Source organism: Streptomyces sp. NPDC025651, from assembly GCF_055558735.1.
Genome location: NZ_JBVHLZ010000019.1, coordinates 140,877 through 155,974 on the forward strand (window position 1 = coordinate 140,877; position 15,098 = coordinate 155,974).

At 75.1% G+C, this 15,098-nt stretch carries 2 protein-coding genes; both read right to left on the reverse strand.

Features of this window, described 5'->3' with window-relative positions:
* Window positions 1-36: 36 nt before the first annotated feature.
* Window positions 37-6,588 (reverse strand): SDR family NAD(P)-dependent oxidoreductase, encoded by a 6,552-nt coding sequence (locus ACZ4D5_RS40980; RefSeq protein WP_467777597.1) that lies wholly within the window; start codon window positions 6,586-6,588, stop codon window positions 37-39.
* Window positions 6,589-6,914: 326 nt separating this feature from the next.
* Window positions 6,915-15,080 carry a type I polyketide synthase gene (locus tag ACZ4D5_RS40985; RefSeq protein WP_467777598.1) on the reverse strand — a complete coding sequence of 2,722 codons (8,166 nt, stop codon included), beginning with the start codon at window positions 15,078-15,080 and terminating at the stop codon, window positions 6,915-6,917.
* Window positions 15,081-15,098: the final 18 nt, after the last annotated feature.

Sequence of the window (15,098 nt, forward strand, 5' to 3'; positions counted from 1 at the left end):
TGGGTTCACATGGCAGCGGGGTGGCCCGCCTGCCGGTCAGCTGGACCATGGCTTGTTGTCCATGAGCTCGAACAGTTCCGCGTCGGTCGCGTCGGTCAGGTCGACCGAGTCGCCCGAGGTCTCGCTCTCGGTCCACTTCGCGAGCACCGCGCGCAGCCGCACGGTGAGGTTCGCGCGCCCCGGGTCGTCCTCGGTGACCTCGTCGAGCAGCGCCTCCAGGGCGGAGAGCTGGGTCGCGGCGAGCGCGGCCGGGTCGATCTCCGGGAGCAGCTGCTGCTTGAGGTGGGCCGCGACGGCCGCGGGCGTGGGGTGGTCGAACAGCAGGGTGACCGAGAGCCGCAGGCCGGTGGCCGCGTTGAGCCGGTTGCGCAGCTCGACGGTGGTGAGCGAGTCGAAGCCGAGGGTCTTGAACGGCCGTTCCGCGCCCACGGTCTCGGTGTCGTCGTGGCCGAGGACGACCGCGGCCTGCCGGCGCACCTCTTCGGTGAGCAGCTCCTCGCACTCGCTCGGCGACAGCAGCGCCAGGCGCTGGGCGAGCCCGCCGCCCGTCCCGGTGTCCGCGGCGGCGGTGGACGCGGCCCGCTTGGCGGGGGCCTTGACCAGGCCGCGCAGCAGGGGCGCGACGTCGCCGGTGAACTTGGCGGGGTCCAGCTGCACGGGCACGGTGTGGGTGTGGTTGTCGCCGGTGGCGGCGTCGAAGAGGGCGAGGCCGTCGGCGGTGGACAGGGCCCGCACACCGGTGCGTGCCATCCGGTCGAGGTCGGCCTTGTCGAGCTCGCCGGTGATGCCGCTGGCCTGCGCCCACAGCCCCCAGGACAGGGACTGCGCGGGCAGTCCGAGGCGGCGGCGGTGGTGCGCGAGGCCGTCCAGGAAGGCGTTGGCCGCCGCGTAGTTGGCCTGGCCCGGCGCGCCGAACACTCCGGAGGCCGAGGAGAACAGCGCGAACAGGGCGAGGTCCTTGCCGCGGGTGAGCTCGTGCAGGTGCCACGCGGCGTCGACCTTGGGCCGCAGCACCGTGTCGAGCCGCTCGCGGTCCAGGGCCGTGAGCACTCCGTCGTCGATGACGCCCGCGGCGTGCACCACGCCCCGCAGGTCCTCGATGCCGTCCAACAGGCGGGCCAGGTCGGCGCGTTCGGCGGTGTCGCAGGCCACGACGCGGGCGGTGGCGCCGAGTTCGGCGAGCTCCGCGACGAGTTCGGCGGCGCCGGGCGCCTCGGGGCCGCGGCGGCTGGTGAGCACCAGGTCCGTGACGCCGTGCCGCTCGGCCAGGTGCCGGGCCACGGAGGCGCCGATGGAGCCGGTGCCACCGGTGACCAGGACGGTGCCGTCCAGGGTCGCCGTGGGGATGGTGAGGGCGACCTTGCCGACGTGCCTGGCCTGGCTGAGGTAGCGGAAGGCCTCGGGTGCCCTGCGGACGTCCCAGGTGGTCACCGGCAGCGGGGAGAGCACGCCCTCCTCGAAGAGCTGCGCGAGGTGGGTGAGCATCTCGCCGATCCGCCCCGCGCCCGCCTCGCCGAGGTCGAAGGAGCGGTAAAACGTGCCGGGCCACGAGGCGTTGACGGCCTCCGGCTCGCGGATGTCGGTCTTGCCCATCTCGATGAACCGGCCCTCGGGCACCAGGAGGTCCAGGGAGGCGTCGGTGAACTCCCTTGCCAGGCAGTTGAGGACGACGTCGACGCCCCGGCCGCCGCTCGCCTCGCGGAAGGTCTCGGCGAAGTCCAGGGTGCGCGAGGAGGCGAGGCGCTCGGCGGGGATGCCGGCGGCCCGCACGGTCGGCCACTTGGGCTCGCTGGCGGTGGCGTACACCTCGATGCCCCAGTGCCGGGCGAGCTGGACGGCGGCCATGCCGACGCCGCCGGCCGCGGCGTGCACGAGCAGCGACTCGCCCTCCTTGACGCGGGCGAGGTCCTGCAGCGCGTAGTAGGCGGTGAGGAACACGGTGGGCACGGCGGCGGCCTGGGCGAACGACCAGCCGGTGGGGATCGGCGCGATGGTGCGGGCGTCGGTGACGGCCAGCGGTCCCGCGTACGAGCCGGACAGCAGGCCCATGACGCGGTCGCCGACGGCGACGCCGGTGACGCCGGGGCCGACCTCGGTGACGAAGCCCGCGCCCTCGGAGCCGAAGGCCATCTCGGTGAAGGACTTGGCGACGTCGACCACGCCGAGGGCGAGCAGCACGTCGCGGAAGTTCACGCCGGTGGCGCGGACCTCCACGCGCACCTGGCCCTCGGCGAGCGGCGCCTCGGCCTGCGGGCACGACACGAGCCGCAGCCCTTCGAGGGTGCCGCTGCCGTCCACGTCGAGGCTCCACGCGCCGTCGGCGGGCGGGACCAGGGTGTCGGCGGGCGCCACGCGGGCCAGCCGGGGCACCAGCGGGGCGCCGGCGCGCACCACGCTCTCCGTCTCCCCCGCGGCCACGGCCGCGGTGACGGCGGCGGGCAGGGCGGCGGCCGAGCGGGCGTCGCCGTCCAGGTCGATCTGGACGATCCGGCCGGGGTTCTCGGAGCAGGCCGAGCGCACCAGGCCGCGGACCGCGGAGTGCGCCGGGTCGACGCCGTCGCCGGGCACGGCGGCGGCACCGCCACGGGTGACGACCGCCAGGGTCGCGGTCTCGGTCTCCTCGGCGGCGAGCCAGGCCTGCAGCGCCTCCAGGACGGCGCCGGTCACCTCGCGAGTGGCGGCCACGGTGTCGTCGCACCCGGCGGGGACGGGCAGGAGCACCACGCCGGGCAGCTCCTCCCCGGTGCGTACGGCGTCCTGGAGCGCGGCGAGGCCGGCGAAGCGGACGGTCTCCTCGGCTTCGGGCAGTGCGCCCGCGCCGCCGAGCACGGCCAGGCGCCCGGCCGCCGCGGTCCCGGGGGCTTCGGGCAGCGCCACCCAGTCGAGGCGGAACAGCCCGTCCACGCGCGGTTGTTCGCGGACGTCGGCGGCGGCCACCGGCCGTGAGGTGAGCTCGTCGACGGTGAGCACGGGCAGGCCCGCGGGGTCGGTCATGGTCAGGGACAGGGAGTTGGCGCCGTTCGGGGTGAGCCGGACGCGGGCCGTGGTGGCCCCGGTGGCGTGCAGGCGTACGCCGCCGAAGGAGAACGGCAGCCTCGGCTCGACGCCGCTGTCCTGGTCGAGGGCGGTGGCGATCTGGCTGTGCAGCGCCGCGTCGACCAGCGCCGGGTGCACGCCGAACCGGGCGGCGTCCGCGCCGCCCCGCTCGTCCAGGGCGACCTCGGCGAAGAGTTCGTCGCCGCGCCGCCACAGGGCGCGCAGCCCCTGGAAGACGGGGCCGTAGGCGTAGCCCCACTCGGTCAGCCGCTCGTACAGGCCCTCGACGGGCACCGGCGTCGCGTCGGCGGGCGGCCAGGCGGCCTGCTCGGCCGCGGGCGCGGCGGCGGGCTCCGCGGTCAGGGTGCCACTGGCGTGGCCCGTCCACTCCTGCGCGCCGCCCTCGGCACCGGCGGCGCGGGAGAAGATCCGCACCTGGCGGGCGCCGGCCTCGTCGGCCTCGCCGACGGTGACCTGGACGTCGACGCCGGGCCCTTCGGCGGCCAGGGCCAGCGGGCTCTCCAGGATGAGTTCGGCGACCTGGTCGCAGCCCGCGTACTCGCCCGCGCGCAGGGCGAGTTCGACCAGGGCGGTGCCGGGCACGAGGACGCGGCCGAGGACCTGGTGGTCGGCGAGCCAGGGGTGGGTGCGGGTGGAGATCCTGCCGGTGAGTACGTAGCGGTCGCCGTCGGCGGCCTCGACGCCCGCGGACAGCAGCGGGTGCCCCACGAGGGAGAGCCCGGCGCCGGAGACGTCGGCCGCGCCGCCGGTGCCCGCCGACAGCCAGTAGCGCTTGCGCTGGAAGGCGTAGGTGGGCAGGTCGACGGCGTCGGCGGCGTCCGGCCCGTACACCGCGTCCCAGTCGACCTGGACGCCGCCGGTCCACAGCTGGGCCAGCGAGGTCAGGAGCCTGCGGGTGCCGCCGTCGTTCCTGCGCAGGGTGCCGGTGACGGTGGCGGAGCGGGCGCCCGCCGGCTGGTTGGCGACCGTGTCCTGGACCGCGGTCATCAGGACCGGGTGCGGACTGACCTCCACGAAGGCGGTGTTGCCCTCGTCCAGGAGCAGCCGGATGGTCTCGTGGAAGCGGACCGGCTCGCGCAGGTTGCGGTACCAGTACTCGGCGTCCAGGCTCTCGCCGGGCACGGGCGCGGCGGTGACGGTCGAGTACAGCGGGGTGTCCCCGGCGCGCGGGGCGACCGGCGCGGCCAGCTCCAGGAGCTGCTCGCGCACCCGCTCGGTGTGCGGGGTGTGGGACGCGTACTCGATGCCGACCTTCCGCGGGCGCAGCCCGGCGGCCTCGGCCTCGGCGTTCACCTCGGCGAGCGCGTCGAGGTCGCCGGCCACGACGGTGGACTCGGGGCCGTTGGTCGAGGCGATCCACACCCCGGCCCGGTCCCCGATGAGCGCGGCGGCCTGCTCGGGCGTCGCGGAGAGCGAGTACATGGCGCCCTTGCCGGACAGGTGCTCGTTGAACACCCGGCTGCGCAGGGCCACGAGGCGGGCGCCGTCGGCCAGGGACAGCGCGCCGGCCGCGCAGGCGGCGGCGATCTCGCCCTGCGAGTGGCCGACGACCGCGGCGGGCACGACGCCCAGGGAGCGCCACAGCCGCGCGAGGGAGACCATCACGGACCACAGCACGGGCTGGACGGCGTCGTCGCGCTCCAGCTTCTCGCCGCTGCGCAGCAGTTCGATCGGGTCCCAGTCGAGGTGCGGCGCCAGCGCGTCGGCGCACTCGCGCATCGCCTCGGCGAACACCGGGGACGCGGCCATGAGGTCGATGGCCATGCCCGCCCACTGGGAGCCCTGGCCGGGGAAGACGAAGACCACCTTGGCGTCGGAGGAGGCGGCCTCGCCCGTCACGACGTGCGCGGAGGTCTCCTGCCCCACGACGGCGTCGAGGCCGGAGAGCAGGCCGTCCCGCTCCCCCGACAGGACGACGGCGCGGTGCCGCAGCGCGGTGCGCCGCAGGGCGAGCGCCCGGCCGGTCGCGAGGGTGCCCGCGTCGGCGCCGGCGGCGAACTCGCGCAGCCGGGCTGCCTGTTCGCGCAGCGCGCGCGGGGTGTGGCCGGAGACGACCCACGGCACGGTGGCGCCGTCCGCGGCGAGCGGCGCGCGGGCCGGGGAGGACGTCTCGGCGGGCTCGGCCTGTCCGCTCTCGGCGGCCTCGTCCTCGAACTGCTCCAGGATCACGTGGGCGTTGGTGCCGCTCACGCCGAACGCGGAGATGCCCGCGCGGCGCGGCTGCCCGGTGCTCGGCCAGTCGGTGGGTTCGGTGACGAGGCGGACGTCGCCCGCCGTCCAGTCGACGTGCGGGGTGGGCTCGTCCACGTTCAGGGTGGGCGGCACCACGCCGTGCCGCAGGGCGAGCACGGTCTTGATGACGCTGGCCACGCCCGCGGCGGCCGCCGTGTGCCCGATGTTGGACTTCACGGAGCCGAGGAGCAGCGGGCGCCCTTCGGGGCGGTCCTGGCCGTAGGTGGCCAGCAGCGCCTGGGCCTCGATCGGGTCGCCCAGGGTGGTGCCGGTGCCGTGCGCCTCGACGACGTCGACCTCGGCGGCCGAGAGGCGGGCGTTGCCCAGCGCCTGGCGGATGACCCGCTGTTGGGAGGGGCCGTTGGGCGCGGTCAGGCCGTTGGAGGCGCCGTCCTGGTTGACGGCGGAGCCGCGCAGCACGGCGAGGACGCGGTGGCCGTTGCGGCGCGCGTCGGAGAGCCGCTCGACGAGCAGCACGCCGACGCCCTCGCCCCAGGCGGTGCCGTCCGCGGCGGCGGCGAACGCCTTGACGCGGCCGTCGGAGGCGAGGCCCTGCTGCTTGGTGAACTCGGTGAACATGCTGGGCGTCGACATGATCGTCACGCCGCCCGCGAGGGCCATGGTGCACTCGCCCTTGCGCAGTGCGTGCGCGGCCAGGTGCAGGGCGACCAGGGAGGACGAGCAGGCCGTGTCGACGGTGAGCGCCGGGCCCTCGAAGCCGAAGGTGTACGCGATGCGGCCGGAGGCGACGCTGGCGGCGTTGCCGATGCCCATGAAACCGGCCAGCTCGGACTGGTTGTTGCCGAGCATGAGGGTGGCGTAGTCCTGGCCGTTGGTACCGACGAACACGCCGGTCCTGCTGCCGCGCAGCGCCTTGGAGTCGAGCCCGGCCCGCTCGATGGCCTCCCAGGAGGTCTCCAGGAGGAGGCGCTGCTGCGGGTCCATGGCGAGGGCCTCGCGCGGCGAGATACCGAAGAAGTCGGCGTCGAAGTCGGGGGCGTCGTGGAGGAACGCGCCTGCGCGGGTGGCCGATCCCGCCTCCTGGCCGGGGCCGCCCTCGAAGAGCGCGGCCAGGTCCCAGCCGCGGTCCGTGGGGAACTCGCTGACGCCGTCGGCCCCTTGGACCACCAGCTTCCACAGCTCCTCGGGGGAGCCGACGCCGCCGGGGAACCGGCAGCTCATCCCCACGATGGCGATGGGCTCCCGGTCGGCGTCCTCGACCTCGCGCAGCCTGCCGCGGACCTTGTGCAGGTCGGCGGTGACCCGCTTGAGGTAGTCGAGAGTCTTGTCCTCATCCATGGTGGATCCCATTCGTGTGTCTCGCCGCCTTACGCCTTGCCGCTCGCCGCTCGTGCCCAGGGGCCCGCCGCGGTGGGCGGGCCGGTTCGTGCTTCCCGGACCACCGCTCGACGCGGGCCCGTTCGTACCCACGGGCCCGCCGCCATGCGACGCCCCACTCGTTCCCGAAGGCCCGCCACCGTGCACGGGCCCACTCACGCTTCCCGGACCACCGCTCGACGCGGGCCCGTTCGTACCCACGGGCCCGCCGCCGTGCGACGACCCGCTCGTTCCCGACGGTCGGCCGCCGTGCGGCGGACCGTTCGTGTCTCCCGGACTGCCGTGGTTCACAGGCCGAGCTCGTTCTCGATGAAGTCGAAGACCTCGTCGCGCGACGCGGACTGCAGGTGCTCGGCCGCCGCCTCGCGGGGCGCGTCCGAGGACCAGCGCTCCACCAGGGCCGTCAGCCTGGCCAGGACGTCCGGCGAGGGGGCGGACTCCGCCGCGACCGCGGCGAGCCTGCCCTCGAGCCGGTCGATCTCGGCGAGCACGGACTTCTCCGACAGTTCGTCCTCGCCCAGTTCGGAGCGCAGGTGCTCCGCGAGCTCGGCCGGGGTGGGGTAGTCGAAGATCGAGGTGGCCGACAGGGCGAGCCCGGTGGCCTCGGTCAGCCGGTTGCGGAACTCGACCGCAGCGAGCGAGTCGAAGCCCACGTCGCGGAACGGCTTGTCCGCCTCGATCGCCGCGATCCCCGTGTGTCCGAGCACGGCCGCCGCGTGCGTGCGCACCAGCTCGGTCAGGGCCTGCTGCCGCTCGGCGCCGGAGAGCCCGGAAAGGCGTCGCACGAGCTCGTCGGCGCCGTCCTCGGCGGGCTCGGCCGGTGCCTGCGCCCGCAGGGCCTCGGGGATGTCGGACAGCAGGGTGCTGGGCCGCGTCGAGGTGTACGACAGGGCGAACTTCTCCCACTCGACGTCGGCCACCGTCAGGCAGGCCACCCGCTGGTCGATCGCGTGCCGGAGCAGGGTGAGCGCGGTGTCGGGGGCGAGCGCCCGCACGCCGCGTCGGCGCAGGTGCGCCTCGGCGTCGTCGCGGGCCGCCATGCCGCCCTCGCTCCACGGTCCCCACGCCACCGAGGTGGCGACGGCACCGCGCGCCCTGCGCCGCTCGGCGAGCGCGTCGAGGTAGGCGTTGGCCGCTCCGTAGGCGCCCTGTCCCGCACCGCCCCAGACGCCGGCCGTGGAGGAGAACAGCACGAACGCGTCCAACTCCGTGTCGGCGAAGGCCTCGTCGAGGTGGCGTGCGCCGTCGACCTTGCCCGCGCTGATGGCGGTCACGTCGTGCGCCTCCGTCTCGTCGATGCGGCTCGACTGGGCGACGCCCGCGGTGTGCAGCACCGACGTGACGCGCACGCCGTCGGCGGCGAGGACGCCGAGCAGCGCGTCCAGCGCCCCCCGGTCGGCGACGTCGCACGCGGCGATGGTCACCTTGGCTCCCAGGCCGGTCAGTTCGGCTTCCAGGGCGGCGGCCTCGGGGGCCTCGCGGCCCCTGCGGCTGGTCAGCACCAGGTGCTCGGCGCCCGAGCGCGCCAGCCAGCGGGCCACGTGGGCGCCGAGGGCGCCGGTGCCGCCGGTGACCAGGGCCGCGCCGCCCGGGGTCCAGCCTTCGCCGCCCGCCGTGACCGCGAGCGGGGCGCGCCGCAGCCGCCGGGCGAGGAGCCCGCCGACGCGCAGCGCCACCTGGTCCTCGCCGGTGGTCCCGGCCAGGACGGCACCCAGCCGTGCGGCGTCGCGCGCCCCGAACTCCTCGGGCAGGTCGACGAGTCCGCCCCAGCGCTCCGGGTGCTCCAGTGCGGCCACGCGGCCGAGGCCCCAGACCTGCGCCTGGTCCGGCCTGGCCTCCTCGGCGGCGGCGACGGCGACCGCGCCCCGGGTGACGCACCACAGGGGCGCCGTCACGTCCGCCTCGCCCAGGGCGCGCACCAGCGCGTGGGTGGCGGCCAGCGGCCAGGCGTCGTCCTGGCCGTCCGCCAGCGCGAGGAGGGACAGCACGCCGCGCACCGGCGTGTCCGCGAGCGCGGCACGGAGCCGCTCGGCGAGGGCCCCGGGGTCCGTGGCGCCCGCGAGGTCGGCGGAGACGTCCACGGTCACGACGTCGAGGCCCTGCTGCTCCAGGGCCGCGGCGCACTCGGCGGCCACCGGCCCGCCCGCGGTGATCCGCAGCCAGGTGCCGGTCGGCTGTGCGGCCGGCTCGGCGAGGGGGCGCCAGTTCACGTCGTAGCAGAGCTCGCCGAGGTCCGAACGCTCCTTGGACCTGCGGCGCCAGTCGGCGAGGACCGGCAGGATCTCCCGCAGCGGCGCCTGCCGCTCCTCCTCGTCGACGCCCAGGGTGCGGGCCAGGACGTCCATGTCCTCGCCCTCCACCGCGGACCAGAAGGCCTGGTCGACCTCGGAGCTGTGCTCGTCGCCGGTGGCGGCGGGGGCGTCCAGCCAGTAGCGCTGCCGGTTGAAGGCGTACGTGGGCAGGGCGACCCGGCGCCCGGGACGCAGCGTCGGCCACGACACCTGAGCACCACGCGTGTACAGACGCGCCAACCCCTGCACGAACGACGCCAGTTCACCCTGACCCACCCGCACAGCCGGAACCGCGACCACACCCTCACCACGGCCCTGCACCAGACCGCTCAGCACCGCTTCGGGACCGACCTCGACGAACTCCGTCACACCCCGCTCGACCAGACACTCCACCCCATCGGCGAACCGCACGGCCTCGCGGACGTGCCGCACCCAGTAATCGACACCGGTCAGCTCACCGGCACCGGCAACCTCACCGGTCACGTTCGAGACCACCGCGATGCCCGGCTCGTTGAAGGACACCTCACGCAACACCGCCGCGAACTCCTCCAACACCGGCTCCACCAACGGCGAGTGGAACGCCTGACTCACCCGCAGCCTCCGCGCACGGCAACCGGCCGTCCTGGCCAGCTCCGCCACCCGCTCCACAGCCGCCTCCGCACCGGAAACCACCACCGAGGACGGCCCGTTGACGGCCCCGAGCGACACCAGCTCACCAGCAGCGGCCTCCTCGATCCAGGACACCGCCTGCTCCTCCGAGGCCTCCAACGACACCATCACCCCACCCGCGGGCAACGCCTGCATCAACCGACCCCGCGCCGCCACCACACGCACCGCATCCCCAAGCGACCACACACCCGCCACATGAGCCGCAGCCAACTCACCCACCGAGTGCCCCATCACGTAATCAGGACGCACCCCACACCGCTCCAACAACCGGAACAACGCCACCTCATACGCAAACAAACCCGCCTGCGTATACACCGTCTCATCCAGCAGCCCAGCAGCCTCGGAACCCTCCTCGGCCCACAACACCTCACGCAACGGCACCTCCAACACCCCGTCAAAGGCACCGCACACCTCCTCAAACACCTCACCAAAGCCCGGAACAGACACCAACTCACGCCCCATACCGACCCGCTGAGCCCCCTGACCCGAGAACACCAGAGCCGTGGAGCGGCCCGACTTCGCGCGGTCCAGGACGGTGTGCGGGGCGGGCTCGCCGGAGATGACGGCGTCGAGGCCGCGCAGGAGCTCCTCGCGGGTGCGGCCCGTGACCACGGCGCGGTGCTCCATCGCGGACCGTGCGGAGAGCAGCGACCAGGCGATGTCCGTGTCGGACGCCTCCGCGGCGGCCGCGAACTCCCGCAGCCGCGCGGCCTGTCCGCGCAGACCGGCGGCGGACCGTGCGGAGAGCGCCCAGGGCACCACGCCGTTCCCGGTGGGCTCGACGGACGGCTCGTCCGCCACGGGCTCGGCGGACTTCTCCACCGGCGCCTGCTCCAGGACGACATGGGCGTTCGTACCGCTGATGCCGAACGACGAGACGGCGGCCCGGCGCGGGCGGCCGGTCTCCGGCCACGCGCGGCTCTCGGTCACCAGCTCCACGGCGCCCGCGGTCCAGTCGACATGCGGTGTCGGCTCGTCGACGTGCAGCGTCTTCGGCACCACGCCGTGCCGCATCGCCTCGATCATCTTGATGATGCCCGCGACACCGGCGGCGGCCTGCGTGTGACCGAAGTTGGACTTCAACGAGCCCATCAGGAGCGGCTGTTCGTCGGCGCGGTCCCGGCCGTAGGTGGCGAGGACGGCCTGGGCCTCGATCGGGTCGCCGAGCGGGGTGCCGGTGCCGTGCGCCTCGACGACGTCGACCTCGGCGGCCGTCATACCGGCGCTGGCCAGCGCCTGGCGGATCACCCGCTGCTGCGAGGGACCGTTGGGCGCGGTCAGGCCGTTGGACGCGCCGTCCTGGTTCACCGCCGAACCCCGCACCACCGCGAGCACCTCGTGCCCGTTGCGCCGCGCGTCCGACAACCGCTCCACCAGGAGCAGGCCCACGCCCTCCGACCAGGTGGTGCCGTCGGCACCGGCCGCGAAGGACTTGCAGCGGCCGTCGGGCGCGAGGCCCTGCTGTCGGCTGAACTCGACGAAGGAGTCCGGGGTCGCCATCACGGCGACGCCGCCCGCCAGGGCCAGCGTGCACTCTCCCTGCCGCAGCGCCTGTGCCGCCTGGTGCAGCGCCACCAGCGACGACGAGCACGCCGTGTCCACCGTCACCGCCGGACCCTCGAACCCGAACGTGTACGAGAGGCGGCCGGTCGCGATGCTGCCGGTGTTGCCGTTGCCGAGGAAGCCCGCGACCTCCTCGGGGATGGAGTGCAGCCGGGCGGCGTAGTCGTGGTACATGAGCCCGGCGAAGACGCCGACCCTGCTGCCGCGCACGGTGGCGGGGTCGATCTGCGCGTACTCGAACGCCTCCCAGGTCGTCTCCAGGAGGAGGCGCTGCTGCGGGTCCATGGCGAGCGCCTCGCGCGGCGAGATCCCGAAGAACTCGGGGTCGAACTCGGCGGCGTCGTGCAGGAATCCGCCCTCGCCGACGTAGCTGGTGTTGGCGCGGCGGCCGTCCCGGTCGACGAGCTCGCGCACGTTCCAGCCGCGGTCCTCGGGGAACGGCGTGACACCGTCCCTGCCCTCGGCGACCAGCTGCCACAGCTCCTCGGGCGTGCGGACGCCGCCGGGGTAGCGGCAGCTCATGCCGATGACGGCGATCAGGTCGTCGTCGCCGGACGCCACCGGCGCCGCGAGGGCCGGGGCTGCCGCGTCGGCGTCCTCGCCGACGAGTTCGGAGCGCAGGTGGCGGGCGAGCGCCGCCGGCGTCGGGTAGTCGAAGACGAGGGTGGCGGGCAGCCGCACCCCGGTGGCCGTGGCGAGCTGGTTGCGCAGGTCCACCGCGGTCAGCGAGTCGAAGCCGAGCTCGGAGAAGGCCCGGTCGGACTCCAGGGCGCTGTCGGGCGCGTAGCCGAGTACGGCGGTGACGTGCCGCAGCACCAGCTGCAGCAGCGCCTCCTCGCGGGCGGCGGCGGACAGGGTGCGCAGCCGGTCGCGGAGTCCTCCGGTGGGCTCGGCGCCCGCGGTCCGCCGGGAGGTGGTGCGGACGAGGCCGCGCATCACCGGGGGGATTCCGGCGGCCTCGCCGCGGACGGCGGCCGGGTCGAACGCCATCGGGACGAGCACGGGGTCGCCCGCGGCGAGTGCCGCGTCGAACAGCGTGAGGCCGTCCTCGATGGACAGGGCCGACATGCCGCCGCGGGAGACGCGGGCGAGGTCCTGCTCGCTCATGACGCCCGACATGGTGCTGCGCTGCTCCCACAGGCCCCAGGCCAGCGCGTGCGCCGCGAGGCCCTGGGCCCTGCGGCGCTCGGCGAGGGCGTTGAGGAAGGTGTTGGCCGCGGCGTAGTTGGCCTGGCCCACCGCGCCGAGGACGCCGGCCGCGGACGAGAACAGCACGAAGAAGTCCAGGTCGGCGGTGAGCTCGTGCAGGTTCCACGCGGCCTGCGACTTGGGCCGCAGCACGGTGTCGACCCGCTCGGGGGTCAGCGAGGAGATGACGCCGTCGTCCACGACGCCCGCGGAGTGGACCACGCCGCGCAGCGGCCGGTCGGCGGGGATGTCCGCGAGGACGGCGGCCAGGCTGTCGCGGTCCGCCACGTCGCAGGCGGCGACCGTGGTCTCGGCGCCGAGCTCGGCGAGTTCGGCCACCAGCTCCCGCGCGCCCGCGGCCTGCGGGCCCTGGCGGCCGAGCAGCAGCAGATGGCGTACGCCGTGCTCGCCCGCCAGGTGACGGGCCACGGCGCTGCCGAGTACCCCGGTGCCGCCGGTGACGAGGACGGTGCCGTTCGGGTCCCAGACCGGCGCCTGCTCGTCGTCGGTCCCTCCGGCGGGGGCCGCCGGGACCGCGCGGGCCAGCCGGGGCGCCCACAACGCGCCGTCGCGGAGAACCAGTTCGGGCTCTCCGGCCGCGAGGGCGCTCCGGACCGCGGGCACGAGTGCCGCCGCCGTGTCGTCGGCGGGGTCGGCCGGCAGGTCGAACTGCACCATGCGGTCGGGGTGTTCGGACTGGGCCGAGCGCAGCAGACCGCGGGCCGCGGCCTGCGCCGGGTCGGGCCCCTGCCCGACTGCTCCCCGCCCTTCGAGGCTCTGGCCTTCGGGGCCGTGTCCTTCGGGGCCGTGTCCTTCGGAGATCCCCGTCGCGAGGGTCGCCGCGTTGCGGGTGAGCAGCACCAGACGGGACGGGGCGAACCGGTCGTCGTCGAGCCAGGCCTGCGCCGTCTCCAGCGCCCAGGCGGTGGCCGCCTTCGTGGCCTCCGGTACGTCGATCCCGCCTCGGGAGAGGTCGGGGCAGGCGACGACGACGGCGTCCGGCACAGGGGTGCCCGCGTCGATCGCCGCGGCGAGGCCCGCGAGGTCCCCGTACGCCTCGGTGTCGGCGTCCGCCGCGCGGGTGAGCGCGGCGGCCTCGTCACCGACGACGGCCCAGGCGGGCCGGGACGCGTCGGCCGCGACCGGGGACAGCTCGGCCCAACCGGTGCGGTACAGCCAGTCGTTGCGGCCGCGCGCGGCGCGCAGCTGGTCGCCGGTGACCGGGCGCAGGACGAGCGTGTCGACGGAGGCCAGCGGCAGCCCGGCACCGTCGGTCATGGTGACCGTGACGCCGCCGGTGCCCGCCGGGGCGAGGCTGACGCGCACGGCGGCCGCACCCGTGGCGTACAGGCGCACGCCCTCCCAGGCGAACGGCAGACCGCGCGGCGGCTCGCTGTCACCGGAGCCCTCCAGCAGGGAGACGCCGTGCAGGGCCGCGTCGAGCACGGCGGGGTGCAGGCAGAAGTCGCCCGCGTCGCCCGCGTCCCCGCCCTCGGGCAGCCGCACCTCGGCGAACACCTCGGAGCCGCGGCGCCATGCGGCCGTGAGCCCCTGGAAGGTGGGGCCGTAGGCGAAGCCGCCCTCGCTCATCGTGTCGTAGAGGCCGTCCACCTCGACGGGTACGGCGCCCTCGGGCGGCCACACCTGGGCCTCGGGCAGCGGCTCGGGTGCCGCCTTGGCCGGGGACAGCACACCGGTGGCGTGGGTGACCCAGGCTCCCGCGTCGCCGGTCCTCGCGTACACCGCGAAGGAGCGCCGCCCCTCCTCGTCCGCGTCGCCCGCCGTCAGCTGGACCCGCGCGGTGACGCCTTCGGGCAGCACCAGCGGGGCGTGCAGCGTCAGTTCCTCGACGCCGTCGCAGCCGACCTCGTCGCCGGCCCGCAGCGCCATCTCGACGAAGCCCGCGCCGGGGAAGAGCACGGTGCCGAGCACCGCGTGGTCGGCGAGCCAGGGCTGCTCGGCCAGCGAGAGCCTGCCGGTGAGGAGCACGCCGTCGCCGTCGGCCAGGCCGACCCTGGCGCCGAGCAGCGGGTGTCCGGTGGTTTCGAGGCCCACGGACCCGACGGCCGCGTCCACCCCGGCCGGTGCGGAGCGCCGGGGCCAGAAACGCTGCCGGTCGAAGGCGTACGTGGGCAGCGCGACCCGGCGCCCGGGACGCAGCGTCGGCCACGCCACCTGAGCACCACGCGTGTACAGACGCGCCAACCCCTGCACGAACGACGCCAGTTCACCCTGACCCACCCGCACAGCCGGAACCGCGACCACACCCTCACCACGGCCCTGCACCAGACCGCTCAGCACCGCTTCGGGACCGACCTCGACGAACTCCGTCACACCCCGCTCGACCAGACACTCCACCCCATCGGCGAACCGCACGGCCTCGCGGACATGCCGCACCCAGTAATCGACCGAAGCCAACTCGCCCGCCTCCGCGACCGAACCGGTCACGTTCGAGACCACCGCGATGCCCGGCTCACCGAAGGACACCTCACGCAACACCGCCGCGAACTCCTCCAACACCGGCTCCACCAACGGCGAATGGAACGCCTGACTCACCCGCAGCCTCCGCGCACGGCAACCGGCCGTCCTGGCCAGCTCCGCCACCCGCTCCACAGCCGCCTCCGCACCGGAAACCACCACCGAGGACGGGCCGTTGACCGCACCCAGCGACACCAGCTCACCAGCAGCGGCCTCCTCGATCCAGGACACCGCCTGCTCCTCCGAGGCCTCCAACGACACCATCACCCCACCCGCGGGCAA

What these genes read in the sequence shown, in the direction of transcription:
- ACZ4D5_RS40980 (WP_467777597.1), bottom strand. Translation starts at nt 6,588, where the DNA reads ATGGATGAGGACAAGACTCTCGACTACCTCAAGCGGGTCACCGCCGAC.
- ACZ4D5_RS40985 (WP_467777598.1), bottom strand. Translation starts at nt 15,080, where the DNA reads ATGGTGTCGTTGGAGGCCTCGGAGGAGCAGGCGGTGTCCTGGATCGAG.